Raw genomic sequence first — 26,211 nt, 5'->3', positions numbered from 1 at the left:
TGTGTCGCCCGCTTCGCGCTCGGCAATGTCGCCCGCTCCGCGCTTGGCTGACTCGCTCGCTCTCCGCTCGGGCAGCTCGCGTGCTTCGTGCTCGACGGGCGTCTCGCACCGAGACCCAGGTGCGCGAAGCAGTCGAGCGCGGAGCGGGCGATCTACTCGGTAGGGGTCAGGGGGTTCCCAGGGCGAGGTGGCCGAGGAGGGCGGGGTCGGCGCCGAATTCGGCGAGCGTCATCTTGTGCAGGACCGCACCGGGGATGAGCGCCGCCCACTGCTCGGCGACGGGGAAGGGGTGGACGGGGTCGTCGACGGCCCCGACCACGACGGTCGGGACGGTGAGCGACCGCAACCGCGCCTCGGCGGGCCACGGGTAGCGCGCCGCTTCGAGCAGCACGTCGGGCAGCGCGGCCCCGTACCCGCGCCAGGACCGGGTCAGCGTCTCGGCGAGCCAGGCGGGGCTGCTCGCCCGCATCCGCGCGATGGTCTCCGCCAGCCCCTCGGCCCGCACCAGCTCCGCGGTGACCCGCGCACTCAGCGCCGCCGGACACTCACCGTCCCTCCCCCCGGTCCAGGCGGGCAACCCCGCGACCACCCCGGCCGCGAGCCCGGGATTCGCACACCCCCACTCGACCGCGATCGCCGCCCCGAGCGAGATCCCCGCCGCGACCACCCGCCCATACTGCGCCGCGGCGGAATCCAGCGCCGCGAGGCAGCTCTCCACGACCGCACCCGGATCCGGCTGCACCGGTAGAATCCGCAGGTCACGAGCGGCACAGGCGGCACCGAAGGCGCGCTGCGCGAAGGCCGAATCGGAGCCGGTCCCGGGCAGGGCCACCACCACGGCCGGTTCGGGGGAGAACAACATCGGGCCGAGCGTAGCGGGGCATCTCGCCGCCCTCTACAGTGGCGGTGTGCGGCCGGAACCGGCCGGCGCGAGGACCACCACGACGGCGTGTGACCCACGCCGCGAATGCCAGGAGAGCGTGCCATGTCATCCGCTGCCTCGGGATACTTCCGACGCCTCGGCCGCCGGCTCACCGCGGATATCGACCACCTGGACGCCGAGGAGCTGGCCGAGTCGGCGGATGCCTCGGGAGCGTGTCGCGCCTCCGAGTGCCGCCGCGGCGAGGAGGTCTCCATGCTCGGCAGGCTGCGCAGCGTCGAAGCCTGCTCCAAGGCCGCGGGCGCGGCCATCGAGGCGGAGCTGTTCGACGGCACCGACGCCATCACCCTGGTGTGGATCGGGCGCAAGCGGATCCCCGGCATCGAGCCGGGCCGCAAGATCCTGGTCCGCGGCCGGGTCGGCGAGCGCGACGGCCGCAAGGTGATCTTCAACCCCTACTACGAACTGCGTGGGAACAGCTGACGTATGCCGACCAGTGACGACACCGGGACCAGGGACGAGCCCGCCGCCGAGCCCGAAACGCGGGCGGAGCGCTCCGAACAGACCGTCCTGGAACAACTCGGCGGCATCAGCGGCCTGATCTACTCCACCCTCCCGGTCGTGGTCTTCGTACCGGTGAACACGCTGTGGGGGCTCACCGCCGCGGTCTGGGCGGCGCTCGGGGTGGCCGCCGCGATCCTGGTCTGGCGGCTGGTGCGGCGCAGCCCGATCCAGCCCGCGATCTCCGGCTTCATCGGCGTCGGCATCTGCGCCTTCATCGCCTACCGGGTGGGCGAGGCCAAGGGCTACTTCCTGTTCGGCATCTACACCAGCCTGGTCTACGCCGGGATCTTCCTGGTCTCGATCCTGGTGCGCCGGCCGCTGGTCGGGGTGATCTGGGGCGTGCTGAACGGCCACGGCTCGGCCTGGCGGGAGAACCCGGCCGTCGTCCGGCTCTACGACCTCGCCACGCTGGCCTGGGTGCTGGTCTTCGGCGCCCGCTACCTGGTGCAGTCCGAGCTGTACGACACCGACCGGACCGGCTGGCTCGCGGTCGCCCGGATCGGGATGGGCTGGCCGCTCACCGCGGTCGCGCTGGTGGTCACGGTGTGGGCGGTGCGCCGGGCCGGGCACGCCCCGGTCAAGTCCGCCGCGGCCACCGGGCGGCACGCCGCCCGCTAGGGGGTGCCCGGACCACCGGGAGGTGGGGGTGTTCCCCACCCTGGGGTACCTGTTTCCGAGCTCCGTTCCGACGGACGATTTTCTCGTCACCGAATACGAAACGGCGAGAAAGGACCTCGGAGCAATGGCCACCGAGCACACCACCGCGATTCACTCCACCCGGACCTCTTCGAGCCGTCCCGCCAAGGCCGCCACCGCGGTCAACTCCGAGAGCCGCCGCATCGCGGCCGAGCTGGACGCGCTGATCGGCCCCGCCGCCGCCGGCGACCAGCGGGCCGTCGCCGACATCCTGCGCATCGTGCAGCCGCTGGTCCGCCGCTACTGTCTGGCCCGGCTCGGCAACAGCGGCCACCTGCAGGTGACCGCCGACGATGTGGTGCAGGAGATCCTGATCGCCACCGTGAACGCCGTCCCGCGCTACCGCGACCAGGGCAAGTCCTTCCTGGCCTTCGTCTACGGCATCGCCGCCAACAAGGTCGCCGACGCCTTCCGCCGCGGCCAGCTGACCGCCTACCCGACCGCCGACCTGCCGGACACCGCCTGCTCGGCCGCGGGCCCGGAGGAGTGGGCGCTGGCCTCCGAGCGCCGCACCGAGACCCGCGAGCTCATGAAGGTGCTCGCCCCCGCGCACCGCCAGGTGCTGGTCATGCGGATCGTGCTCGGCTGGAGCGCGGCGGAGACCGCCGAGGCGATCGGCACCAGCCCCGGCGTGGTCCGGGTCATGCAGCACCGCGCGCTGAACAAGCTGCGCAAGGAGCTGGCGACCGCCGAGCTGCAGACCGCCGCCTGAGCGGGCCGGCCCCGGCTCAGGGACGGATGCCGTGGTCGGCGAGGGCGACCCGGAGATCCTCCTCGGCCTCCACCGAGGCCACGAACAGCAGCTCGTCGTCGCCCTCGAAGGGATCGTCGGCCTGCGGCACGATGACCCGGCCCCCGCGCAGGATCGTCACCAGCGCGGTGTCGCGCGGCAGCCGCAGCGAGCGCACCGGCTTGCCGGCCAGCGCGGTGTCGTTCGGCAGCGTGATCTCCACCAGGTTCGCCTGCCCCTGCCGCAGCGTCATCAGCCGCACCAGGTCACCCACCGAGACGGCCTCCTCGACCAGCGAGGCCAGCAGCCGCGGGGTGGAGACGGCGACATCCACCCCCCAGGACGAATCGAAGAGCCACTCGTTGCGCGGATCGTTCACCCGCGCCACCACCCGGCTCACCCCGAACTCGGTCTTGGCCAGCAGGCTGTGCACCAGGTTCACCTTGTCGTCGCCGGTCGCGGCGATGACCACCTCGTAGGTCTCCATCCCCGCCTCCTCCAGCAGGGAGAGCTCGCAGGCGTCGGCGTGCACCCAGATGGCGTCCGGGATGGCCTCCTCGTCGAGGTGCGACAGCTCGCGCTCCAGCAGCATCACCCGGTGCCCGCCGCGCAGCAGTTCGCGCGCGATGGAGCGGCCGACGGCGCCGGCTCCGGCAATGGCGACCTTCATACTCAGTCCTCGCTCGCGGGGGGCTTGGCGGCCATGGCGACGGCCTCGCCGACGCTGCCGGACGGCACCGCCACGTAGACGACGTCGTCGGCCTGCACGATGGTCTTGGTGTCCGGCAGCAGCCCGCGGCCGAAGCGCAGCACGAACGCCACCCGCACGCCGATGGCGCTCTCCAGGTCGCGCACGGTGCGGCCGAACCACTCCTCGTGCAGCGCCAGCTGGGTGACGGCCACCGTCCCGGTGGGGTCGCGCCAGGTGGTGGTGCTGGTGTCGGCGATCAGGGTGCGCAGGAAGCGGTCGGTGGTCCACGGGACGGTGGCGATGGTCGGGATGCCGAGCCGCTCGTAGACGGCGGCGCGCTTGGCGTCGTAGATCCGGGCGACGACCCGCTCCACGCCGAACATCTCGCGCGCCACCCGCGCCGAGATGATGTTGGAGTTGTCGCCGGAGGAGACGGCGGCGAAGGCGTCGGCGCGCTCGATCCCGGCCCTGGTCAGCACATCCCGGTCGAAGCCGACGCCGACCACCTGCCTGCCGGGGAAGTCGGTGCCGAGGCGCAGGAACGAGCTGGGATCGCGGTCGATCACCGTGACCTCGTGCCCGACCCGGATCAGCGCGCGCGCCAGCGAGGAGCCGACCCGCCCGCACCCCATGATCACTACGTACACCACAACCTCGTTCCTGAACCGTGGCGCCCGGTCCGCGGCTGATCCGGCATCCGAACCGTACCGCCCGTACTGTCCTCCCGGCACGTTTCCCCGCGCGGCCCCCCGGCAAACACCGGCGTACCGGGGATCACCTCCATTCGGAAACGCCCCGGTCGGGCGGGCGGCAGACCGGATGGCACTCTATGCTCCCTCCGGTGTCCAAGTTGACGACGGCCGCCAAGCGCGTGCTGCTGGGCAGGCCGTTCCGCAGTGATTCGCTCGGTCACACCCTGCTCCCCAAGCGGATCGCGCTGCCGGTCTTCGCCTCCGACGCCATGTCATCGGTGGCCTACGCGCCGGAGGAGATCTTCCTGGTGCTCTCCGCCGCCGGGATCTCCGCGTACCTGTACGCGCCCTGGGTCGGGCTGGCCGTCGCCGCGGTGATGACGGTCGTGGTCGCCAGCTACCGGCAGAACGTGCACGCCTACCCCTCCGGCGGCGGCGACTACGAGGTGGCCACCACCAACCTGGGCCCGAACGCCGGGCTCACCGTCGGCAGCGCGCTGCTGGTCGACTACGTGCTCACCGTCGCGGTCTCGATCTCGTCGGCCGCCTCCAATATCGGCTCCGCCATCCCCTTCGTGGCCACGCACAAGGTGCTCTTCGCGGTGGTCGCCATCGCGCTGCTCACCGCGGTGAACCTGCGCGGGGTCCGGGAGTCGGGGACGGCCTTCGCGGTGCCGACCTACGCCTTCATCGCCGGCATGTTCGTCATGCTCGGCTGGGGGCTGTTCCAGGTGTACGTGCTCGGCGACGACCTGCGCGCGGAGTCGGCCGGGTTCGGGCTGGACGCCGAGGAGGAGCACCTCTACGGCATCGCCTTCGCCTTCCTGATCGCGCGCGCCTTCTCCTCCGGCTGCGCCGCGCTCACCGGCGTCGAGGCGATCAGCAACGGCGTCCCGGCCTTCCGGAAGCCCAAGTCGCGCAATGCCGCGACCACGCTGCTGCTGCTCGGCAGCATCGCGGTGGTGCTGCTCATGGGCATCATCCTGCTGGCCGAGCGGATCGGCGTGGTCTACGCGCACAACCCCGAGCACCTGATCGGCGCGCCCGCCGGCTACCACCAGAAGACGCTGATCGCCCAGCTCGCCGAGACGGTGTTCGCCGGGTTCCCGGTCGGCTTCTTCTTCATCACCATCGTCACCGCGCTGATCCTGGTGCTCGCCGCGAACACCGCCTTCAACGGCTTCCCGGTGCTCGGCTCGATCCTCGCCCAGGACCGCTACCTGCCCAGGCAGCTGCACACCCGCGGTGACCGGCTGGCGTTCAGCAACGGCATCCTCTTCCTCTCCGGGGCCGCCATCGCCTTCGTGGTGCTCTTCGGGGCCGAGGTCACCAAGCTCATCCAGCTCTACATCGTCGGCGTCTTCGTCTCGTTCGTGCTCAGCCAGACCGGCATGCTGCGGCACTGGACCCGGCTGCTGCGCACCGAGAACGACCCCGAGCACCGCAGGCGGATGAAGCGCTCCCGGGTGATCAACGCCATCGGCCTCTCCGCCACCGGCGCCGTGCTGGTGATCGTGCTGATCACCAAGTTCTTCGCCGGCGCCTACATCGCCATCGGCCTCATGATCGCCATCTTCGTGGTGATGAAGCTGATCCGGAAGCACTACGACTCGGTCGCCCGCGAACTCGCCGAGACCGAATGGGACGGGGTGCTGCCCAGCCGCGCGCACGCCATCGTGCTGGTCTCCACGCTGCACCTGCCCACCCGCCGCGCGCTCGCCTTCGCCCGCGCCACCCGGCCCGATACGCTGGAGGCGGTGACCGTGAACGTGGACGACGCCGACACCCGCAAGCTGGTGCGCGAGTGGGAGCGCAGCGATATGGCGGTGCCGCTCAAGGTGGTCGAATCGCCCTACCGGGAGATCACCAAGCCGGTGCTCGACTACGTGAAGCGGGTGCGCAAGGACGCCCCGCGCGACGTGGTGACGGTCTTCATCCCGGAGTACGTGGTCGGCCACTGGTGGGAGCAGGTGCTGCACAACCAGTCCGCGCTGCGGCTCAAGGGCAGGCTGCTCTTCGAGCCCGGCGTCATGGTGACCAGCGTGCCGTGGCAGCTCAGCTCCTCGGCCAAGGCCAGGAAGCAGGGCGTGGTGAACGCGCCGGGCGCGGTGCGGCGCGGCTACGAGGACCGCCCGTGAGCGTCGGGGACGAATTCGAGGTGCGGCTCGGGGCACCCGGGCACGGCGGGTTCTGCGTCGGCAGGCACGAGGGGCGGGTGGTCTTCGTCCGGCACGGGCTGCCCGGGGAGCTGGTGCGGGCCAGGGTGACCGAGGATCGCGGCGGCTCCTTCGCCAGGGCCGACGCGGTCGAGATCGTGGAGGCCGCCGCGGGGCGGGTTCCGGCCGGCTGCCCGGTCTCCGGGCCCGGTGGTGCCGGGTGCTGCGACTACACGCACGCCGCTCCGGCGCTGCAGCGGCAGCTCAAGGCGAGTGTGGTCGCCGAGCAGTTGCGGCGGATCGCGCGGATCGAGCGGGAGATCACCGTGGAGCCGCTCGGGCCGCCGGACGAGACCGGGGGGTGGCGGACCAGGGTCCGGCTGGTGGTCGACGACGCCGGGCGCGCCGGGGTGCACGGGTACCGGAGCTCGGCCGTCGTGCCCGACCTGCGCTGCCCGCAGCCGGTCGCGGGTGCCGTCGATTCGCTGGAGCAGGAGCGATTCACCCCGGGGGCCGATCTGGTCGTCGCCGTGGACTCCACGGGGAACAGGCACGTGGTCGAGCTCGCACCGCCCGCGCCGGTGCCGCGCAGACGGCGGGCCGAGCAGTCGCGGCGCGATGCCGCGGCCCGGCGGAGCGCCGTGCACGCGCCACGCGCCAGCCGGTTGCTGCACGGTGACGGGACGGCCGTGCAGCTCGTCGGGGAGCGGCGCTGGGAGCTGCCCGCCACCGCCTTCTGGCAGGCGCACCGCGATGCGCCCGGTTTCTACTCCGACCGGGTCGCCGAGTGGTCCGGGCTGGAGCCCGGGCAGCGGGCGTGGGATCTGTACAGCGGGGCCGGGGTCTTCGCGGCGCGGCTGGCCGAGCGGGTGGGCGAGGGGGGTGCGGTGCACGCGGTGGAGTCCGCGTCCGGCGCCGTCACCGCAGGCCAGGCCGCGCTGGCCGACCTGCCCTGGGTCGACCTGGAGGTGCTGCGCGTCGAGCAGTGGTTCGCCGCCCGGCCGCCGCGGCCCGACGTCGTCGTCCTCGACCCGCCGCGAACGGGCGCGGGCCGCGACGTGATCGCGCCGCTCACCGCCGCGGGCCCGGCCCGGATCGTGCACATCGGCTGCGACCCCGCCGCCTTCGCCCGCGACCTCGGGCTGTACCGCGAGGCCGGGTACGAGCTCACCGAGCTGCGCGCGGTCGACGCCTTCCCCGGCACGCACCACGTCGAGTGCCTCGCCCTGCTGGAGCGCTGAGCGCCGCCCGCCGAGCCGGTCGGCGCCGGGTCAGTCCGCGTCGCGTGGGGCCCTGGGCTCCGCCAGCTCCCAGGTGACCCGGAGGTGGGCACTGATCTCGCTCTCGCCCAGCTCCACCGGCACCGAACCGGACTCGGCCCCACCGACCGCCGCCGAGACCATCTTCAGCTGCGGCACCGGCGCGACCCCGCCGGAGCCCTCCGCGATATCGCGCACGGGACCCAGTGCGCGCCCGGCCTTCTCGGCGTAGCGCCGCGCCTTGGCCAGCGCGTTCTCCCAGGCCGCGTCGCGGGCGGTGACCAGCGCCGCCTCCGGGTCCGAGAGCCCGAAGGTGAGCCCGCCGAGCCGGACGTCGTCGCCACCCGCCTCGACCGCGGCCGCGATGATCGCGGCCGGGCCGGGGTCGGCGTCGTCGCCGAGCTCGCGCAGCGAGACCGCCAGCGCCGCGTCCGCCACGTAGCCGACGATCTGCGAGCCGCGCTCCTGCTGCCAGGTGGTCTCGGTGCGCACCGAGAGCCGGCTGGTGCCGATATCGGCGGCGCGCACCCCGTGCCCGCGCAGCGCGGCGGTGACCGCCGCGATCCGCTCGCCCGCCCGGCCGTAGGCCACCGCCACGGTGTCCGCGCGGGTCTCCACCGCGATGTCCACCCGCATGACGTCCGGCACGCTGCGCGCGGTGCCGTGCCCGGTCACCGTGATCGTCCCCGCGCCGCCGTGCTTCTTCCCGCTCACTGCTCGCTCCCCTCGCCGTGGTCGCCGTCGCTGTGATTCTCACGGCACGGCGGCGGGTGCCGGTGAGCGGGTACCGTGAACCGAAACGCACCGCGCGGCGCCCAGCCCCGTTCGCGCCCCGCGGTCGCCGGTTCGCCCCGTACGGCGGCGTCCGTAGACTGTTCCGAATCACTGGGTTGTCCGGAGGGAGCGAAGTCAGGTGGGAGTGCTTTCCCGGGTCGAGACGCCCGCAGACCTCGGCGGGCTCACGGTGCCGCAGCTGCGCGAGCTCGCGGCCGAGATCCGTGAGTTCCTGGTCGAGAAGGTGGCGGCGACCGGGGGCCACCTCGGGCCGAACCTCGGCGTGGTGGAGCTCACCATCGCGCTGCACCGGGTCTTCGACTCGCCGTCCGACCCGCTGATCTTCGACACCGGGCACCAGGCCTACGTGCACAAGATCCTGACCGGCCGCAGGGCGGGCTTCGAGACGCTGCGCAAGCAGGGCGGGCTCTCCGGGTACCCGAGCCGCGCCGAGAGCCCGCACGACTGGGTGGAGTCCTCGCACGCCTCCGCCGCGCTCTCCTACGCCGACGGCCTGGCCAAGGCGTTCGCGCTGAGCGGGCAGGAGCGGCACGTGGTCGCGGTGGTCGGCGACGGCGCGCTCACCGGCGGCATGTGCTGGGAGGCGCTGAACAATATCGCCGGCGCGCAGGACCGGCCGGTGGTGATCGTGGTGAACGACAACGGCCGCTCCTACGCGCCGACCATCGGCGGCCTGGCCGAGCGGCTCACCGCGCTGCGCACCCAGCCCGCCTACGAGCACGCGCTGGACGCGGGCAAGCGGCTGATCAAGAGCATTCCGCGGGTGGGGGATTCGGCCTACTCGATGGTGCACGCGGTGAAGGCGGGCATCAAGGACGCGGTGAGCCCGCAGGAGCTCTTCGGCGATCTCGGCCTCAAGTACGTGGGCCCGGTGGACGGCCACGACGTGGTGGCGATGGAGGCGGCGCTGCGCCGCGCCAAGGACTTCGGCGGGCCGGTGGTGGTGCACGCGGTCACCCAGAAGGGCCGCGGGTACGCCCCCGCGGAGAACCACCTGGCCGATCAGATGCACGCCTGCGACCCGATCGACCCGCTCACCGGCGAGGCGCTCGGCGGCCCGAAGGCGCAGGGCTGGACCTCGGTCTTCTCCGAGGAGCTGATCGCGCACGCCGAGCGGCGGAGTGATGTGGTGGCGATCACCGCGGCCATGCCGGGGCCGACCGGGCTCGCCGCCTTCGGCGAGCGCTTCCCGGACCGCATGTTCGACGTCGGGATCGCCGAGCAGCACGCCATGGCCTCGGCGGCCGGGCTGGCGCTCGGCGGGATGCACCCGGTGGTGGCGATCTACTCGACCTTCCTGAACCGGGCCTTCGACCAGCTGCTCATGGATGTCGCGCTGCTGAAGCAGCCGGTGACGCTGGTGCTGGACCGGGCCGGGATCACCGGCACCGACGGTGCCAGCCACAACGGCATGTGGGATCTCTCCGTGCTCGGCATCGTCCCCGGCATCCGGGTGGCGGCGCCGCGCGATGCCGCGACGCTGCGCGAGGAGCTCGCCGAGGCGCTCGCCATCGCCGACGGGCCGACCGCGCTGCGCTTCCCCAAGGGCAGTGTGGGTGATGATATCCCGGCCGTCGAGCGGGTGGAGGGGCTGGACGTGCTCCGGCTCGCCGACCCGGAGGCCGGGTCCGCCCGCACCGCGCGCGGCGACGTCCTGCTGCTCGCTGTCGGCGCCTTCGCGGGCACCGCGCTGGAGGCGGCCGAACTCCTGCACGCCGAGGGGTGGTCGGTGACCGTCGTCGACCCGCGCTGGGTGCTTCCGGTCTCCGACACCGTCGTGAAGCTGGCCGAGAACTACCGCCTGGTCGTGACGCTGGAGGACGGTGGCCTGCACGGCGGCATCGGCTCCACCGTCTCCGCCCGGCTCCGCACCGCCGCCCTCGACGTGCCGACCCGCGATATCGGCGTCCCGCAGGAGTTCCTGGACCACGCCTCCCGCGGTCAGGTGCACGCCGAGCTCGGCCTCACCGCCCCCGACATCGCGCGCCGCATCACCGGCTGGCTCTCCGCGACCTGACCCGGTCAGTCCGCGGCGGGCACGGGGAGCGCGGCCACCAGCCGGGGGACGGCCAGTTCGCGCTGCCAGGCACGGGCCGCACCGGCGGCCAGGAAGGCGTCGACCGCGTCGTGCAGGGACGGGGACTCCTCGTAGGACGAGATTCCGTCCCAGCACAGCCGCCGGACCAGCTCCGGCGACAGCAGGTTCTCGACCGGAATCGAGTGCTCCTCGGACAGCTCCGCCATGGCCGCCCGCGCCCGGGTCAACCGCGCCGCCGCGACCGGATCCCGCCGCTCCCACCGATTGACCGGCGGCGGCCCGTCGTACGGCTGCGCGGTGGGCGGCAGCTCGCCGTCGGCGAGCGCCCTGGCCCGGTCCACGGCCCCCAGCCACTCCCGCGAGTACCGGCGCTGCCGCGGCCCCCCGAACACCGGCAGGGTCCGCAGCTGCGCGATGGTCTTCGGATCGGCGGCGGCCGCCGCGACGATCGCCGAATCCGGCAGAATCCGCGAGGGCGCCACATCCCGGCCGCGCGCCAGCTCGTCCCTGGTCACCCACAGCTCCCGGACGATGGCCAGCTGTCTGGCCCGCCGCAGCGTGTGGATGCCGGAGGTGCGCCGCCACCGATCCGGCCGCAGCGGCGCCGGCTTGCTCAGCCGGACGTGCTCGAACTCCTGCGCGGCGAACTCGCCCTTGCCCTGCGCCTCCAGCTCCACCGCGACCGCGTCCCGCAGCTCCAGCAGCAGCTCCACGTCGAGCGCGGCGTAGTTCAGCCACTCCTCGGGCAGCGGCCGGGTGGACCAGTCGGCGGCCCCGTGCCCCTTGCGCAGCACCCGCCCGAGCAGGTTCTCCACCATGGCCGCCAGCCCGACCCGCTCGAAACCGGCCAGCCGCCCGCCCAATTCGGTGTCGAAGAGCCGGTCCGGGTGCAGCCCGAGGTCGGCGAGGCCGGGCAGATCCTGGTCCGCCGAGTGCAGCACCCACTCCAGGCCGTTGATCGCGTCGGCGAGCGGCCCGAGCGCGTCGGTCACCGGGATCGGGTCGATCAGCACCGTGCCCGCCCCGGCCCGGCGCAACTGGATCAGGTAGGCCCGCGCGGAATACCGGAAACCGGAGGCGCGCTCGGCGTCGACGGCCAGCGGGCCGCTGCCCGCGGCGAGCCGGGCGGCCGCCGCCGCGACCTCGGCGGGGGTACCGAGCACGGGCGGCATGCCGTCGGCGGGGGCGAGCAGAGGCTCCGCGGGGCTGTCGTCGGCTACCGGCATAGCCCAGAACAATACGTGGCGGTCAGGTCCGTTCGTGATCGATGTGCGGCTGCGGTGGCAAACTCGTGATCCCCGCCGGTGGCAGCCCCGCGGAGTAGGCCAGTACCTCGCAGAAGGCCTCCACGTGGCCGCGCATCTCGGCGGTGACCGCGGTCCAGGAGGCGCGCAGCTCCAGCTGGTGCGCCCGCGGCGGCCCGGCGATATCGCCGTACCGCACCGAGCTGGTGCTCGTCACGGTGCCGCCGAGCGCGGTGAAGGGATCGGGCCGGGATTCCAGCGCGTCCACCAGCCAGCTCCAGGCCACCTCGGGGAGCAGCGGGTCGGTGGCGAGCGAGGCGTCGATATCGGCCTGGATGTAGGCCACCAGCCGGAACGTCCCGTGCCAGGTCTCGTCGCCCTCCGGGTCGTGCAGCAGGATCAGCCTGCCGAAGGCGTCGCCCTCGGAGTCGGTGGGGACGGCGGCGGCGTCGGGGTGCGTCACCTCGGCGCCGAGCGCGTAGGAGTACGGCGCCAGCCGCTGCGGCGGGCGAATGGGCGCCAGTTCGATCCGAGGATGCACGGTTGCGGACCCCATCGCCTCGACCGCGGCGCGAAAGGAAGCGGGTTCGCCGTGTGGCTCGTCGGCCGGTGCGGCGCCCTCGCGGAAGTCGAGCGGTGTCACACCGACCGACGGTAGACGGTGACGTTTCACCGCGGGCGGAGGCGCGCCGCCTACGATGGCGGTGATGAGTACGCACACCCGCCGCCGGTTGTCCGATGCCCCCTTCCTGGCCGCCGCGACCGGCGCCGAGCCGAGCCGCAGACCCGTCTGGTTCATGCGCCAGGCCGGCCGCTCGCTGCCCGAGTACCGGGAGCTGCGCAAGGGCATCGGCATGCTCGAGTCCTGCTTCGACCCGGAACTGGTCTGCGAGATCACCATGCAGCCGGTGCGCAGGCACGGCGTCGACGCCGCGATCCTCTTCTCCGACATCGTGGTTCCGCTCAAGGCGGCCGGTATCGACCTGGATATCGTGCCCGGCGTCGGCCCGGTCGTCGCGCAGCCGGTGCGCACCGTCGCCGACGTGCGGGCGTTGCCGCGGCTGCGGCCGGAGGAGGTGGGCGCGGTGAGCGAGGGCGTCCGGCTGCTCACCGCCGCGCTCGGCGACACCCCGCTGATCGGCTTCGCCGGCGCGCCCTTCACGCTCGCCTCCTACCTGGTGGAGGGCGGGCCCTCCAAGCACCACGAGCGCACCAAGGCGATGATGTACGCCGACCCGGAGACCTGGCACGCGCTGCTCGGGCTGCTCACCGACGTCACCATCGCCTTCCTGCGCGCGCAGATCGAGGCCGGGGTGGACGCGCTGCAGCTCTTCGACTCCTGGGCGGGCGCGCTCTCCGCCGCCGACTACCGCCGCTACGTGCTGCCGCACTCCGAGCGGGTCTTCGCCGAGCTGGCCGAGAGCGGGCTGCCGCGCATCCACTTCGGCGTCGGCACCGGCGAGCTGCTCGGCGCCATGGGCGAGGCAGGCGCCGACGTGGTCGGGGTGGACTGGCGGGTGCCGCTGGACGAGGCGGCGCGCCGGGTCGGCCCCGGCAAGGGGCTGCAGGGCAATTTGGACCCGGCCGTGCTCTTCGCCGGGTACGACGCCGCCGCCGCGCAGACCAGGCGGATCCTGGACGAGGCCGACGCCGCCAGGGCGCTCGGCGCCACCGGGCACATCTTCAACCTCGGCCACGGCGTGCTGCCGGACACCGACCCGGGCGTGCTCACCGCGCTGGTACAGCTGGTGCACGAACTCTGAGTACCGTCGAGGCCATGAGGATCGCGGTGGCCGGTGGCGGCATCAGTGGGCTGGTGGCGGCCTACCGGCTGCGCGGGCTGCTCGGCCCGGAGGCGCGGATCACCGTGCTCGAGGCGAGCCCGCGCGCGGGCGGCGTGCTGCACACCGGTGAATTGGGCGGCGGGCCGGTCGATCTCGGGGCGGAGGCGTTCGTCGGGCGGCGGCCGGAGGTGCCCGCGCTGCTCGGCGAGCTCGGGCTGGCGGACCAGCTGGTGACGCCGTCCGGGCTGCGGCCGCTGGTGTGGGCCGGTGGGCGCGCGCACGCGCTGCCCGAGCGGACGCTGATGGGGATTCCGTCCGACGTGGAGACCCTGCACGGGCTCGTGGACGCGGCGGCGCTGGAGTGGGTCGCGTCCGAGCCGGAGCGGCCGCTGGAGTGGGCCGTCGGCGGCGATATCGACGTGTACTCGCTGGTGGCCGAGCGGTTCGGGGCGCAGGTGGCGGAGCGGTCGGTGGACCCGCTGCTCGGCGGGGTGTACGCGGGGAGTTCCCGGTCCATCGGGGTGCGCGCGGCGCTGCCCACCCTGGCGGCCGCGCTGGACAGGGGGGCCGCGAGCCTCACCGCGGCGGTGAAGTCCGTGCTGCCGCCGCCCTCCACCGCGCCGGTCTTCGGCGGCCTGCGGGACGGGTACCGGGTGCTGCTGGACGCCCTGGCCGCGCGGGCGGGGGCCGATATTCGCACCGGCGCCGCGGTGCGTTCGCTGGCCCGCACCGAGCACGGATGGGCGCTCGACCCCATCGGCGAGGTGGACGCCGTCGTCCTCGCGACCCCCGCGCCGGTCACCGCGCGGCTCCTCGCCGCCGTCGCCCCCGAGGCGAGCGCCGCCGCCGGGGCGATCGAGCTGTCCTCGTCCGTCGTGGTCGCTCTCGCACTGCCCGGTGACACCCCGCTGCCGGAGAACTCCGGCGTGCTGATCGCCACCGGCGAAGGGCTGCGCGCCAAGGCGTTCACCCTCTCCAGCCGGAAGTGGCCGCACCTCGCCGCGCGCGGCGGCGCGCTGGTCCGCGCCTCCTTCGGCCGATTCGGCGACCCCGGACCGCTCTCCTGGACCGACGGGGAGCTCGTCACCGCCGCCGTCGAGGACCTGCGGGTCGTCACCGGGGTGGCGGTCGAGGTGGAGCAGTTCGCCGTGCAGCGCTGGCCCGGCGGGCTCGCCCAGTACGCCCCCCGCCACACCGAGCGGATCGCCGTGCTGGAGTCCGGGATCGCCGGCCTTCCCGGCCTCGCGGTCGCGGGCGCCTACCTGCACGGCGTCGGCGTCCCGGCCTGCGTCGCCGCGGGTACCGCCGCCGCGCGGCGCGCGGCCGCCGTCCTGGTCTAGCCGGTCACTCGACACTCAGCCGCAGGTGGCGCAGGCGGCGGACCAGCAGGCTCGGCAGCCACGCGCCGGTGTCGGCGGCGCGGAACGAGGTGGTGCGCGCCAGCAGGGCGCCGAGCACGATCCGCGCCTCCAGCCGGGCCAGCGCCGCGCCGACGCAGAAGTGCGGCCCCCGGCCGAAGCTCAGGTGGTTCTTCGCCGCGGGCCGGTCGAGCCGGAATTCGCCCGGGTCGGCGAAGTGCGCGGGGTCCCGGTTGGCCGCGCCCCACAGCAGGAAGAGCCGCGACCCCGCCCGCAGCGGCACCCCGCTCAGCTCGGTGTCGGCGACCACGTGCCGGTAATGACCGCGGAACGGCGGTTCGTAGCGCAGCGTCTCCTCGATGAAGGCACCGAGCAGCTCCGGCCGCTCCCGGAGCTGCCGCTGCAGGTCCGGCCGGGTGGCCAGAATCCAGGCCGCGGTGCCGAGCAGCGAGGCGGTGGATTCGCCACCGGCGCTGAACAGCGTGATCATGATGGCCAGCGCCACCGGGTCGTCCAGTTCGCCCGCGGCGCAGGCCGTGGCGAGATCGCCGAGCAGGTCGGGCCGCGGCGCTGCGGCGGCCTCGCGGAACCGGTCGGTGACGTAGGCGGCGAGTTCCAGGACGGCGGCGACGGCCTCCCGCATCCGCTCCGCGTCCACCAGCCCCTCGACCACCTGGGTCGCGGCGTACCCCCAGCGGGTCAGGGCGGCGACGTCGTCGTCCGGCACGCCGATGATGCGGGCGACGACCATCATCGGCAGGGCGCCGGCCAGCGCGGACATCCACTCGATGCCGTCGCCGCGGGTGCCGCGGCGCCAGAGCCGCTCGGCGGTCTCGGTGATGAACGGTTCGCAGGCCGCCACCCGCGTGGCGGCCAGATGCGGAAGCAGCGTGCGGCGATGCACCGGGTGCGCCGGGGCGTCCGCGGTCGCCAGCGCCTGGGTGGGGCCGCCGAGTTCGCCGACCGGGAACGCGGTGACCGCCCCGTCCGGCCCGGACATCATCGTGGCGGTCAGGTTGGAGGAGAAGACGTCGCGGCGGGCGATCGCCTCGCCGACCGCGTCCCACCCGCTCACCGCGTAGAAACCGGAGTCCGCGATCCGGTGCACCGGGCCCGCCCGGTGCATGCGTGCGTAGAGCGGGTACGGGTCCTGGATATAGCGCTCCTCGAAGAGCGCGAGGCCGAGGCCATCGTCGGGCGGGGTCATCGCTCCACCGTGATCCGCGGCCGCCCGCCGCGTCAACGACCTGCGGAAAAGCTGAAATCGAGGCGCCACCGGCCGCTGCGGGCAGCGTCTCACGATGGCCGCCGCCGCCTGCGAGAATCGTGAGACGCGGAGCGGGTGACGTCTCGGATTCGAGAATTCTCGCGAGCGCGGTACCGAACGGAGGTGGGCGGTGGTCCGGGACGACTGGGTGGTCGGCGACAGCAGGCGGGCGGCGGCGGCCGAGCGCATCCACGCCGCGGCCGCGGAGCTGATCATCGCCCGCGGCATCGACGGCCTCGATATCGAAACCCTCGCCGCCCGGGTGCACTGCTCCCGCGCCACCATCTATCGGTACGCGGGCGGCAAGGCGCAGATCCGCGACGCCGTGCTGCTGCGGCTCGCCGCCGGCATCGTCGAGACCGTCCGCGCAGCCGTCGCGGGGCTGGGCGGCGCCGATCGGGTGGTCACCGCGATCAGCGTCGCGCTCGCGGAGATCCGGGCCAGTCCGCTGCGGCCGATGCTGCTCGACGCCAACGCGCTCGGCCTCGGCGACATGCACGCCTCGCCGCTGCTCGGCCGGCTGGCGGCGGAGCTCACCGGCATCACCGACGAGGAGCCGGGCGCCGCGCACTGGGTGGTGCGGGTGGTCATGTCCCTGGCGCACTGGCCGCTGCCGGACGAGGACGCCGAACGCGAGCTGATCCGCCGCTACGTCGCCCCCGGCCTCACCCCACCCGCCCGTACCGCCGGGCCCGGCCGGAGTGGCACCATGGACCCATGGCACGACTCGATTACCAGGCCCTCAACGCCACCGTCAGGTACCTGATGTTCTCCGTGTTCCAGGTGCGCCCCGGCGTCCTGGGAGACGACCGCGAGGCCGCCCTGAAGCAGGCCACCGCCTTCTTCGAGGGCCTGGACGACCGCGAGGTGGTGCTCCGCGGCATCTACGACGTCTCCGGCCTGCGCGCCGACGCCGATTTCATGCTCTGGACGCACGCCGAGCGGGTCGAGGACCTGCAGGCCGTCTACGCCGACTTCCGCCGCACCACCGAGCTGGGCAAGGCCAGCACCCCGGTGTGGAGCAATGTCGCGCTGCACCGCCCGGCCGAGTTCAACAAGAGCCACATCCCGGCCTTCCTGGCCGGGGAGGAGCCCGGCGCCTACATCTGCGTCTACCCGTTCGTGCGCTCCTACGAGTGGTACCTGCTCCCGGACGAGGAGCGCCGCAAGATGCTCGCCGACCACGGCAAGCAGGCCCGCGGCTACGCCGACGTGCGCGCCAACACCGTCAGCTCCTTCGCGCTCGGCGACTACGAGTGGATCCTCGCCTTCGAGGCCCCCGAGCTGCACCGCATCGTCGACCTCATGCGCGACCTGCGCGCCACCGAGGCCCGGCTGCACGTCCGCGAGGAGATCCCTTTCTACACCGGCCCCCGGGTCGAGCTGGACGCACTGGTCGCGTCGCTGCCCTGACCCCGCGTCCCAGTCCCGGTGCCCAGGGTTTCCGGGGCATGCGCGGCACGCGGACCGCTCGGTACCCTTCGGTCGGCGCCGCGTCGATTCAGCGTGCCGGGCCGCTGCTGTCCGAGGGGTGCAGCGTCAGGGCGATGGAGTTGATGCAGTAGCGCTTGTCGGTGGGCGTGTTGTATCCCTCGCCCTCGAACACGTGGCCGAGGTGGCTGTGGCAGGTCGCGCACAGCACTTCGACCCGGCGCATGCCGAGCGTGTCGTCGGCGCGCAGGATCACGGCGTCCGAATCGGCCGGGTCGAAGAACGAGGGCCAGCCGCAGTGCGAGTCGAACTTCTCGGTGCTGCGGAAGAGTTCGGTGCCGCAGGCGCGGCAGGAGTAGACGCCCTCGGTCTTGGTGTCGGTGTACTCGCCGACGAAGGGCCGCTCGGTGGCGGCCTCGCGGAGCACCGCGAATTCGGCGGGGTTCAGCTTGCTCCGCCACTCCTGCGGGGTGAGCTGGATACGCGGAGCAGGTAGCGACGTCTCGGCATCGGTCATGCTTCGAGGTTAATCGCGTGCCGCTCGGCGCGCCTCCGGCGGTCAGGGGCGATGGCCCGCGGGCACCTCGGCGGTGGGGGGAGTGGGCTCGGCCGTGGCGGCGGAGCCGTTCGCGGCGGGGATCCCGGCTGCCGGCTTCGGCGCGGCGCCGGCGGGCTCAGCATCCTCGACCGGCCCGCGCGGATCCGGCGCGGTGCGCATCCAGTCCTGGTCGAGCCCCTTGTCCAGCGTCCCGGCGGCGCGCGCCGCCAGGTACCGGTCGCCGAGCACGCAGAACACGACGAGCAGCAGCAGCCCCCAGCCGAAGGTGATGCGCAGGTACTCCAGGTTGCGCCCGACGTCCTGCCAGCGGTCCGAGAGCCACTTGTCGTAGCTCAGGAAGCCGAAGATGGCGAGCCAGGCCGGCCAGTTGCGCAGCACCGAGTTGCGCAGCACCACCGTCATGAGGAACGGGAAGAGCATCATCGAGTAGTACATCTGGCCCAGCGAGGTGAGCAGGAACTCCGCGGTGAGCAGCACGCCGGAGGCGGTGCAGACGAAGAACAGCTCGTCCTCGCGGTAGTACCGGTAGAGCAGCCAGAGCGAGCCGAGCACGATCAGCGCCATGACGATCCGGATACTCAGCGTGAGCCACGGCGGCAACCCGTAGTAGGCGGCATTGCCGGAGATCGCGCTGTTGAAGTAGTCGCGGGTCTCCATGAGGTACGGCGTGACCCGGGTGAAGAACCGCTCCGGGTCCACCATGAGCGGCCAGGCCGCGGCGGTCAGCGCCAGCGGGACGCCGCAGCCGGTGAGGAAGACCTTCCACTGCCCGCGCGCCGCGGCTATCAGCAGCAGCGGCGCGAGCGTCGGTTTCACCGCGATCGTCAAGCCGAGCACCGCGCCCGCCCAGAGGTCGCGGCGGGCGAGCAGCAGGTGCAGGAAGACCAGCTCGCCGAGGAGCAGGCAGCCGTTCACATTGGTGAAGACCAGCGTGTTGATCACGGTCTCGGAGGCGAACATGGCCAGCAGCAGCGCCGGCGCGGCCACCGAGTTCACGGTGTAGCGGAAGAGCTTGAGCAGCAGGTACCAGGCGATCAGGATCGCGACCGCGTTCAGCAGGATGAACAGCCAGCGCGACTTCTCGTAGTCGATGATGGCGATCGGGGCGATCAGCAGCGTGCCGCTCGGCGGGTACAGGTAGTGCGGATCGACGGAGTCGAAGTTGGCCGTGTAAACGGGGTTGCCGTTGAGAAACTGGAACGACGCGTTGTACACCGGCCGGTAGTCGTCGGTGACGAATCCGTTGACAGCCTTGATGAAGACCCGGTGCAGCACCGTCATGACCGCCAGCGGCCACAGGGCGAACCGGATCACCTCGGCGGTGGTGCGAGCCGTGCGTGGCTCGAGCTGTCGAAGGAGCACCCGGGCACGGTACACCGGAACCCGGCCGCGGTGGTTGCCGGGACCGGCCCGGCGGCGGCTTACGCCCGGGTCAGGCGGGGCAGGCCGAGCCGTCCTGCGGCAGCCGGGCCTCGTTCAGGTACTCCACCACCGCGCGCTGCCCGCAGCCGGAGTGCGCGGTCACCGGATGCCCCCAGCCCTGCCAGCGCAGCACCGCGGTGCGGGCGCCCGCACCGGCCAGCGCGCCGGTCACCGCGGCCTGCCCGACGCCGCCCGCCACCGGGTCGGCGGCACCGTCCAGCACCAGCACCGGGAGCGCGAAGTCGGCGATCGGCGGGGTGGGCGAGCCGACCGGCCAGGCGGAGCAGGTGAGCAGCCCCAGCGCGGCCGTCCGGCCGAACACCGGATATTTGCCGGCCCAGTCCCCGGCGAGCTCGGCGGCCCGGCTCTGCGACGGCGGCTGGTGGACGTCGGCGCAGCGGTTCACGAACTCGCCGTCGTTGGCGATGGCCGCCGACTGCCGCTGGACGAGCGCGAGCAGCGGGCCGCGGTTGCCGCGCCCGGCGGCGGCGAGCGCGTCGGCCAGCTCCGGCACCCGGTCGGGCTGGTCGGCGCGCGGGCTGCCGAGGAAGCCGGTGAGCGCGGTGGTGACGGCGTTCGCGGAGAGATCGCCGAGCTGGCCCGCCGCGGCCCGGTTCACCAGGTCGGTGATCGCGGCCCTCGGGTCGGGGCCGAGCGCGCAGCCGAGCGCGGCGCAGCGCTGCGCGAAGGCGGTGAGCGCGGCCTCCGCGCCCTGCGTGCGCTGCTCGGCCACGGTGGTGGCGTCGGCGCCGAGGCTGGTGGGGGAGTCGAGCACCAGCCGGGCGAGGTGGTCGCCGAACTTGCGGGCGTAGCCGATCGCGACCTCGGCGCCGTTGCCGGTGCCGAGCAGGTCGATGTGGTCGACCTGCCACTCCTTGCGCAGCTGCTCGATGTCGTCGGCGGCGTGGCCGGCGTCGAAGGTGTTCTCGTAGGGCTGCAGGAAGTCCCGGCAGGCGATGGTGCCGTCCTGGCTGAACTCGACCAGCGCCTCCGCCTGGGCGGCGGCGTCGCCGAGCGCGGCGAACTGGGCATTGTCGGCGAAGCCCTGGCGCACCTCGGGCGGCAGGCAGTCCACCGGCTGCGAGGTGCCGATGCCGCGCCGGTCCACCGCGACGATCGGGCGGGTGGCCAGGATGCCGTTCGGCGGCCCGGCCGCCATCCCGGCGAGCGTGGCCGAGGAGGCGCGGTCGGCGCCGGAGGTGAGGACCAGCGGCGCCGCGTCCGCCGGGGTCTGCGGCAGCCGGGCGCGCACCGCGCCGTTGCGGAAGTTGCCGATCACGGTGCCCGCGGTGTCGATCGGGGTGGAGTACTCGGCGCACTCCAGGATGACGCCGTTCGGCGGGGCGCCGAGGCCGAGCTGGTCGAAGGTGCCGCGGGTGCAGTCCGACCAGGCCAGATCGGTGACCGGCTTCCCGGCCCGCGGCGGGGCGGGCGGCGCGGCGGAGGTACCGGCCCCGCCGCCGGGCGCCACCGGGTGCTCGACGGCGACGCCCGGCCGATCCGACGGCCCCGCACCGCAACCGGCGAGCACGAACGTCAGGGAGGTGGCAAGCACGGCGGCCCGGGTCCAGCGCATGCGGTACAGCCTGCCGCATACCGGCGGTTCTTTCACGAACGGGGTTTCACCGGCGGGCCCGCAGGGGGCTCGCCCCCGGCGTGGCGTCGGCAGGGCCGGGGTGCGGGCGGCGGGCCGGGGTAGCGACGCCGCGTCCGCCGAACCGGCCGTGACCTCGGACGGGTCGGCGTGCGGCGCGATTCCGGCGCCCGGGGTCAGCGGCGGGCCCACCGGGTGAGCACGGTTCCGTCGTCGTCGAGCAGCACGTGTCTGCGCACCATGGGGTGCGCGGATTCGTGGGGGGACAGCGCGATTCGCCCGCCCGCTCCGCCGACCAGGACCGGCGCGGTCGTCAGGCACAGCTCGTCCAGCACGTCCGCGTCGATCAGCTCGCCGACCAGGTGCGGCCCGCCCTCGCAGAGCACCCGGTACAGCCCGAGCCCGGCCAGCGCGTCCAGCAGCCCGCGCGGGGTGATGGCGTTGGTCCCCACCTCGACCACCGTCGCCCCGGCCGCGATCAGCGCCGCCACCCGGTCCGGGGGCGCCGAGGCGGTGGTGAGCACGATCGGCGGCACATCGGTGTCGGTGAGCAGCCGCGACTCCGGATCCAGCGACGCGCTCGCCGTCACCACCGCGATCGGCGGTGGCGCGCCGTCGGCGGCGCCACCGTAGCCGAGCGCGGCCAGCGCCCGCCGCCGCTCCGGATCGGTGGCCGCGCCGCCGTAGTTCTCCGCCCGCACCGTGCCCGCGCCGACCAGCACCACATCGGCCAGCTCGCGCAGGGTCCCGAAGACCCGGCGATCGGCCGGGGTGCCGAGCCCGCCGGAGACTCCGCCGCTGGTCGCGGCGCCGTCGATACTGGAGACGAAGTTCGCCCGCACCCACGGCGCGTCCAGCTGGCGGGGGTAGGCGTAGAGCTGCGCCAGCTCGTCGTCGTCGAGCGCTGTGAGCTGGATCGCATTGTGCGTACGCTGCATAGGGACAGCTCACACCACATCTCTAGGCTTCGTCCATGCCAGCACGCCTCGTCGACCGCCACCCGGAGGTCCCGGCCGACCAGCTCGTCGCCCAGATGGTGCCGCCGCCCATGTTCGACGAGGTGAGTTTCTCCTCCTACATCCCGGACCCGAACGAGCCCAGCCAGGCCGCCGCGGTGCGCAAGGCGGAGGAGTTCGCGGGCGAGGTCGCGCGGATCACCAAGGCGGCGAGCAAGAAATCGCTCTTCGGCAAGAAGAAGCAGGTGAGCGGCGCCGGGCTGTATCTGGACGGCGGCTTCGGCGTCGGCAAGACGCACCTGCTCGCCTCGGTCTTCCACAGCGCGCCCGCGCCGAAATCCTTCGGCACCTTCGGCGAGGTGACCAACCTGGTCGGCGCGCTCGGCTTCGCCACCACCGTCGAGCGGCTCTCCGGCAACAGCGTGCTCTGCATCGACGAGTTCGAGCTCGACGACCCCGGCGACACCATGCTGGTCTCCCGGCTGCTCACCGAGCTCTCCGCGGCCGGCGTCTCGATCGCCGCCACCTCCAATACGCTGCCCGGCCAGCTCGGCGAGGGCCGCTTCGCCGCCCAGGACTTCCTGCGCGAGATCAAGAAGCTCGGCTCGATCTTCGAGGCGGTCCGGGTGGACGGCCCCGACTACCGGCACCGCGACCTGCCGCCCGCCCCCGAGCCGAGCACCCCCGAGGCACTGCGCGAGCGCGCCGCCGCCACCCCGGACGCCACCCTGGACGAGTTCGACGCGCTGCTCGCGCACCTCGCCACCCTGCACCCCTCCAAGTACGGCGCGCTGATCGCCGGGGTCTCCGCGGTCTTCCTGGAGAACGTCGCCCCGGTGACCGACCAGGCCGTCGCGCTGCGCGTGGTGGTGCTGGCCGACCGGCTCTACGACGCGGGCACCCCGGTCACCGTCTCCGGCGCCAAGCTGGACCAGATCTTCGCCGCCGACATGCTGGAGGGCGGCTACCGCAAGAAGTACCTGCGCGCCATTTCCCGCCTGCTCGCGCTCTCCCGCTTCGAGGTGCCGACCAGCTGACCCGGGTCCGCCTACCATCGCGGGCATGACCACCTTCAGCACCTGGGACGGCCTGGAACTCAGCTATCGCGTCTGGGAGGGCGACGGCATCCCGATCGTGCTGCAGCACGGCGTCGTCGCCGACACCAACGCCAACTGGATGGGCACCGGCGTGGTGAACGCGCTGCGCGCGACCGGCCGCCCCGTGGTCTCGCTGGACGCCCGCGGCCACGGCCGCTCGGCCAAGCCGCACGAGCCCGCCGCCTACTCCTGGCAGGCCATGGCCCGCGACGTCCGCGCGCTCTACGACGAGCTCGGCGGCGAGCAATTCGACCAGGTCGGCTACTCCATGGGCGCGGTGGTCTCGCTGCTGGTGGCCGGGGACGACCCGCGGGTGCGCCGGCTGGCCATCGGCGGCGTCGGCTCCGGCGTGGTCGACTGCGGCGGCGTCGACCGCCGGGTGGTCGCCGCCGACGACCTGCGCGCCGCCATGGACGGCGACGGCAGCGGTGCCACCCTCCGGGCCCGGCCCTTCCGGCTGCTCGCCGATGCCGTGCGCGCCGACCGGGCCGCCATGGCCGCGGTCATGACCGGGCTCGACGAGCGCCCCATCGGCGACCTCGCCGACCTCACGCTCCCCGTGCTCGTCCTCGCCGGTGACACCGACCCGCTCGCCGCGGAGCCCGAGCGGCTGGCCGCCGCGCTCCCGGACGCCCGCTTGATCACCGTCCCCGGTGACCACCTGATGGCCGTCACCGCGCCGGAGTTCCACCGGGCGCTGGTCGATTTCCTGGCCGCCGAACGGGTCGAGGCGGGGTGAGCGGATCGCGGCGGTGACCTCCCCGCGCGGCGCGTCCGTGTCCGAGCAGCCGGGCCGCTAGAAGCGCAGCCGCATGACGTAGTCGTCGTGCAGCTGCGCCCCCACCCGGAAGGTCTTGGTGCCGCAGCGCTCGAACCCGCTGCGGGCGTAGAAGCGCTGCGCGCGCTCGTTGTGCTGGTTCACGCCGAGCCAGATCCCGTCCGCGCCCGCCGCGGCGGCGTGCTCGAGCGCGGCCCGCATGAGCGCGTCGGCGACGCCGCTGCCGTGCCTGCCGGGCAGCACGTACATCTTGCTCAGCTCGGCCGGGGCGTCCAGCTCGACCGCGCGCGCGATGGCCGGATCCTCCGGCGTGCCGACGTGCAGCATGGCGTAGCCGACGATCTCGCCGTCCTCGGCGGCGCGCAGCACGATCCGGTCCGGGTCGCCGAGGTACTCGCCGAAACGCTCCGCGGAGAGCATCGCGGCGAGGAAGCCCTCGACGTCCTCCGGGGTGGTCCCCGGCGGGCAGGCCAGCGCAAACGTGGCCGCGGCGACGGCGCCGAGCGCCTCCGCGTCCCACAGCCCGGCGGGGCCGACGACGAGCGTCGTTTCACTCATCCGTCCAGTGAATCACGGGTGGCGGGATTGTCCGATCTCGCTTTCCTGGCCGCCGCGCCGTGCGGGTCCGGGCGAGCCGGTAGTCTCTGCCGCATGACCAGCAGGAGCCGTGTCGCGATCGTCGGCGCCGGAATAGCGGGTTTGGCCTGCGCGAAAGTGCTGAGACAGGAGGGTTTTCCGGTCGAGGTCTTCGATCGGGCGCCGGATGTCGGTGGCGTGTGGAGCGCTACTCGCCGTTACCCCGGGTTGCGTGCCCAGAGCAGCAGCCGTACGTACCGGTTCTCCGACCTTCCGATGCCCGACGACTTCCCGGACCGCCTCGACGGCGCACAGATGCAGTCCTACCTGGAGAGCTACGTGCGCCGCTTCGACCTGGGGCACGCGCTGCGGCTGAACACCGAGGTGGTCGCGGCCGACCCGGTGGACAGCGGCTGGCTGCTCGAGGTGCGCGACGGCACCGGCGTGCACCGCACCTCCTGTGACCACCTGATCATCGCCAACGGCGTGCACTCCGACCCCCGGGTGCCCGAGTTCACCGGCAGCGCCGACTTCGCCCGCGCGGGCGGCCAGATGGGGCACAGCTCGCTGCTCTCCGACCTGGCGGCGGCGCGCGGCCGGAACGTCGTCGTGGTCGGCTACGGCACCGCCGCCTGCGAGATCGCCGAGGCGGTCAGCCACGTCGCCGCCTCCACCACCGTCGTCGCCCGCAGGCTGCGCTGGAAGCTGGCGCGCCGGGCGGGCCGCTTCCTGGACGCCGAGCGGCTGCTGCAGAGCCGCTTCGGCGAAAGCCACTTCGGCTACCAGCGGCAGCGCCGCCCGGAGAAGTTCCTGAACGGCCCCGGCCGCTCGGTGCGCGACAGCAACCTGGACCTCATCCAGGAGCGCACCATTCGCAGCCTGCACCTGCGCGAGCTGGAGCTGGTGCCGGAGGAGCCCTTCGGCACCGTCGCGCACGGCACCGTCGACCTCGCCGTCGACGGCTTCACCGAGCAGGTCTGGGCCGGGCGGCTCACCGTGGTGCGGGATACCGTGATCGAGGCGCTCGGCGCCGAGAAGGTGCCGGTCGCGCACCTCTCGGACGGCCAGACCATCCCCGCCGACCTGGTCATCTGCGCCACCGGGTACCAGCAGCGGGTGCCATTCCTGACGCCGTTCGTGCAGCGCCAGCTCACCGACGACGCGGGCAACTTCCGGCTCTACCGGCAGATCCTGCCGCCCACCGTGCCGCGGCTGAGCTTCGCCGGGTACGGCGGCTCGGCGCTCAGCGCGCTCGCCGCCGAGGCCGGCGCGCACTGGACCGCCGCGCTGCTCACCCACCGCCTCGACCTGCCCGGCCCCACCGCCATGGGCGAGGCGCTGGACGAGCGGCTGAGCTGGCTCGCCGAGCGCACCGGCGGCGGCACGCACGGCACCGAGGCCGGGCCGTTCGGCGTGCACCACATCGACGAGCTCCTCGCCGACCTGCACGCGGAGTTCCCGGCGCGGCTGCGCTTCGCCCAGTGGTTCCGCCCGGTCACCCCGGACGACCTGAAGGTCATCGGCGCGCCCAAGCCGGAGCTGAACACCCAGCCGCGCCCGGTCGACCAGGTGGCCGCCGTTCAACACTGACGGGTAACGACCGGCGTGGCAACGCGCCGGTAGCGGCCGGGATACGGGGATAAT

General features: G+C 73.5%; 25 protein-coding genes. 13 read left to right on the top strand and 12 right to left on the bottom strand.

The features are described from left to right. Positions 1 to 166: 166 nt before the first annotated feature. Positions 167 to 862, bottom strand: a complete 696-nt coding sequence (locus AB0H71_RS27360; RefSeq protein WP_357026492.1) for an alpha/beta hydrolase — start codon at positions 860 to 862, stop codon at positions 167 to 169. A gap of 123 nt (positions 863 to 985) precedes the next feature. Between AB0H71_RS27360 and AB0H71_RS27355 the strand changes: the two genes are divergently transcribed. The 3 genes from AB0H71_RS27355 (at position 986) to shbA (ending at position 2,852) form a co-directional block, all read left to right on the top strand. After that, positions 986 to 1,363: an OB-fold nucleic acid binding domain-containing protein gene (locus tag AB0H71_RS27355; RefSeq protein WP_357026490.1), complete on the top strand. Its 378-nt coding sequence runs from the start codon at positions 986 to 988 to the stop codon at positions 1,361 to 1,363. Between the two features lie 3 nt (positions 1,364 to 1,366). After that, a complete protein-coding gene (locus tag AB0H71_RS27350; protein ID WP_357026488.1) occupies positions 1,367 to 2,062 on the top strand; it encodes a DUF3159 domain-containing protein in 696 nt (231 codons plus the stop codon). A 124-nt stretch (positions 2,063 to 2,186) separates the two neighbouring features. Next, positions 2,187 to 2,852, top strand: a complete 666-nt coding sequence (shbA, locus tag AB0H71_RS27345; RefSeq protein ID WP_357026486.1) for an RNA polymerase sigma factor ShbA — start codon at positions 2,187 to 2,189, stop codon at positions 2,850 to 2,852. Between the two features lie 16 nt (positions 2,853 to 2,868). Here shbA and AB0H71_RS27340 read toward each other — a convergent pair whose 3' ends face one another. Continuing rightward, a complete protein-coding gene (locus tag AB0H71_RS27340; protein WP_233019483.1) occupies positions 2,869 to 3,540 on the bottom strand; it encodes a TrkA family potassium uptake protein in 672 nt (223 codons plus the stop codon). Between the two features lie 2 nt (positions 3,541 to 3,542). Beyond that, positions 3,543 to 4,208: a TrkA family potassium uptake protein gene (locus AB0H71_RS27335; RefSeq protein ID WP_357026484.1), complete on the bottom strand. Its 666-nt coding sequence runs from the start codon at positions 4,206 to 4,208 to the stop codon at positions 3,543 to 3,545. A 194-nt stretch (positions 4,209 to 4,402) separates the two neighbouring features. Here AB0H71_RS27335 and AB0H71_RS27330 point away from each other — a divergent pair, with 194 nt between their 5' ends. Further along, positions 4,403 to 6,391: an APC family permease gene (locus AB0H71_RS27330; protein WP_357026482.1), complete on the top strand. Its 1,989-nt coding sequence runs from the start codon at positions 4,403 to 4,405 to the stop codon at positions 6,389 to 6,391. Beyond that, positions 6,388 to 7,650, top strand: coding sequence for a TRAM domain-containing protein (locus AB0H71_RS27325; RefSeq protein ID WP_357026480.1), 1,263 nt, complete (start codon positions 6,388 to 6,390; stop codon positions 7,648 to 7,650). Before AB0H71_RS27330 ends, AB0H71_RS27325 begins: the two co-directional genes overlap by 4 nt. 30 nt (positions 7,651 to 7,680) lie before the next feature. Here the strand turns inward: AB0H71_RS27325 and AB0H71_RS27320 are convergent, their stop codons facing one another. Further along, the gene (locus AB0H71_RS27320) at positions 7,681 to 8,382 is read right to left on the bottom strand and encodes an SIMPL domain-containing protein (RefSeq protein ID WP_357026478.1); all 702 of its coding nucleotides are present in this window, start codon (positions 8,380 to 8,382) and stop codon (positions 7,681 to 7,683) included. A gap of 199 nt (positions 8,383 to 8,581) precedes the next feature. Between AB0H71_RS27320 and dxs the strand changes: the two genes are divergently transcribed. After that, positions 8,582 to 10,480, top strand: coding sequence for a 1-deoxy-D-xylulose-5-phosphate synthase (gene dxs, locus AB0H71_RS27315; RefSeq protein WP_357026476.1), 1,899 nt, complete (start codon positions 8,582 to 8,584; stop codon positions 10,478 to 10,480). A gap of 5 nt (positions 10,481 to 10,485) precedes the next feature. On the opposite strand, the gene AB0H71_RS27310 is transcribed toward dxs, so the two are convergent. Both AB0H71_RS27310 and AB0H71_RS27305 read right to left on the bottom strand, forming a co-directional pair. Further along, positions 10,486 to 11,727, bottom strand: coding sequence for an HRDC domain-containing protein (locus AB0H71_RS27310; protein ID WP_357026474.1), 1,242 nt, complete (start codon positions 11,725 to 11,727; stop codon positions 10,486 to 10,488). Positions 11,728 to 11,749: 22 nt separating this feature from the next. Then, positions 11,750 to 12,388: a DUF3000 domain-containing protein gene (locus AB0H71_RS27305; RefSeq protein WP_357026472.1), complete on the bottom strand. Its 639-nt coding sequence runs from the start codon at positions 12,386 to 12,388 to the stop codon at positions 11,750 to 11,752. Positions 12,389 to 12,443: 55 nt separating this feature from the next. On the opposite strand from AB0H71_RS27305, the gene hemE reads away from it, so the two are divergent. Beyond that, complete coding sequence (gene hemE / locus AB0H71_RS27300; protein WP_357026470.1) at positions 12,444 to 13,508, top strand: uroporphyrinogen decarboxylase; 1,065 nt, start codon at positions 12,444 to 12,446, stop codon at positions 13,506 to 13,508. A gap of 14 nt (positions 13,509 to 13,522) precedes the next feature. After that, positions 13,523 to 14,869, top strand: coding sequence for a protoporphyrinogen oxidase (locus AB0H71_RS27295; RefSeq protein ID WP_357026468.1), 1,347 nt, complete (start codon positions 13,523 to 13,525; stop codon positions 14,867 to 14,869). A gap of 4 nt (positions 14,870 to 14,873) precedes the next feature. On the opposite strand, the gene AB0H71_RS27290 is transcribed toward AB0H71_RS27295, so the two are convergent. Then, complete coding sequence (locus AB0H71_RS27290; RefSeq protein WP_357026466.1) at positions 14,874 to 16,094, bottom strand: cytochrome P450; 1,221 nt, start codon at positions 16,092 to 16,094, stop codon at positions 14,874 to 14,876. A gap of 190 nt (positions 16,095 to 16,284) precedes the next feature. Between AB0H71_RS27290 and AB0H71_RS27285 the strand changes: the two genes are divergently transcribed. Continuing rightward, the gene (locus tag AB0H71_RS27285; RefSeq protein ID WP_357026464.1) at positions 16,285 to 16,920 is read left to right on the top strand and encodes a TetR/AcrR family transcriptional regulator; all 636 of its coding nucleotides are present in this window, start codon (positions 16,285 to 16,287) and stop codon (positions 16,918 to 16,920) included. Further along, a complete protein-coding gene (gene hemQ, locus AB0H71_RS27280) occupies positions 16,872 to 17,567 on the top strand; it encodes a hydrogen peroxide-dependent heme synthase (protein WP_357026462.1) in 696 nt (231 codons plus the stop codon). Before AB0H71_RS27285 ends, hemQ begins: the two co-directional genes overlap by 49 nt. Positions 17,568 to 17,655: 88 nt before the next feature. Here the strand turns inward: hemQ and msrB are convergent, their stop codons facing one another. The 4 genes from msrB to AB0H71_RS27260 form a co-directional block, all read right to left on the bottom strand. Further along, positions 17,656 to 18,102 carry a peptide-methionine (R)-S-oxide reductase MsrB gene (gene msrB / locus AB0H71_RS27275; protein WP_357026460.1) on the bottom strand — a complete coding sequence of 149 codons (447 nt, stop codon included), beginning with the start codon at positions 18,100 to 18,102 and terminating at the stop codon, positions 17,656 to 17,658. Between the two features lie 42 nt (positions 18,103 to 18,144). Beyond that, the gene (locus tag AB0H71_RS27270) at positions 18,145 to 19,506 is read right to left on the bottom strand and encodes a glycosyltransferase family 87 protein (RefSeq protein ID WP_357026458.1); all 1,362 of its coding nucleotides are present in this window, start codon (positions 19,504 to 19,506) and stop codon (positions 18,145 to 18,147) included. Positions 19,507 to 19,576: 70 nt separating this feature from the next. Then, a complete protein-coding gene (locus tag AB0H71_RS27265) occupies positions 19,577 to 21,142 on the bottom strand; it encodes an alpha/beta hydrolase (protein WP_357026456.1) in 1,566 nt (521 codons plus the stop codon). A gap of 194 nt (positions 21,143 to 21,336) precedes the next feature. Further along, complete coding sequence (locus AB0H71_RS27260; RefSeq protein ID WP_357026454.1) at positions 21,337 to 22,098, bottom strand: pyrimidine reductase family protein; 762 nt, start codon at positions 22,096 to 22,098, stop codon at positions 21,337 to 21,339. Between the two features lie 35 nt (positions 22,099 to 22,133). On the opposite strand from AB0H71_RS27260, the gene zapE reads away from it, so the two are divergent. Both zapE and AB0H71_RS27250 read left to right on the top strand, forming a co-directional pair. After that, on the top strand, positions 22,134 to 23,153 hold the full coding sequence (gene zapE, locus AB0H71_RS27255; RefSeq protein ID WP_357026452.1) for a cell division protein ZapE: 1,020 nt from the start codon (positions 22,134 to 22,136) through the stop codon (positions 23,151 to 23,153). 25 nt (positions 23,154 to 23,178) lie between these two features. Continuing rightward, the gene (locus tag AB0H71_RS27250; RefSeq protein ID WP_357026450.1) at positions 23,179 to 23,952 is read left to right on the top strand and encodes an alpha/beta hydrolase; all 774 of its coding nucleotides are present in this window, start codon (positions 23,179 to 23,181) and stop codon (positions 23,950 to 23,952) included. A 57-nt stretch (positions 23,953 to 24,009) separates the two neighbouring features. Here the strand turns inward: AB0H71_RS27250 and AB0H71_RS27245 are convergent, their stop codons facing one another. Continuing rightward, entirely contained in the window at positions 24,010 to 24,549 is a 540-nt protein-coding gene (locus tag AB0H71_RS27245; RefSeq protein WP_357026448.1) for a GNAT family N-acetyltransferase, read from the bottom strand. An 18-nt stretch (positions 24,550 to 24,567) separates the two neighbouring features. Here AB0H71_RS27245 and AB0H71_RS27240 point away from each other — a divergent pair, with 18 nt between their 5' ends. Then, a complete protein-coding gene (locus tag AB0H71_RS27240) occupies positions 24,568 to 26,157 on the top strand; it encodes an NAD(P)/FAD-dependent oxidoreductase (RefSeq protein WP_357026446.1) in 1,590 nt (529 codons plus the stop codon). Positions 26,158 to 26,211 lie beyond the last annotated feature (54 nt).

This window comes from Nocardia sp. NPDC050697 (genome assembly GCF_040654395.1).
In the GTDB taxonomy this organism is placed as follows: domain Bacteria; phylum Actinomycetota; class Actinomycetes; order Mycobacteriales; family Mycobacteriaceae; genus Nocardia.
Note: the sequence above shows the minus strand (reverse complement) of the source record. Positions and strands in the feature narration are given on the sequence as shown.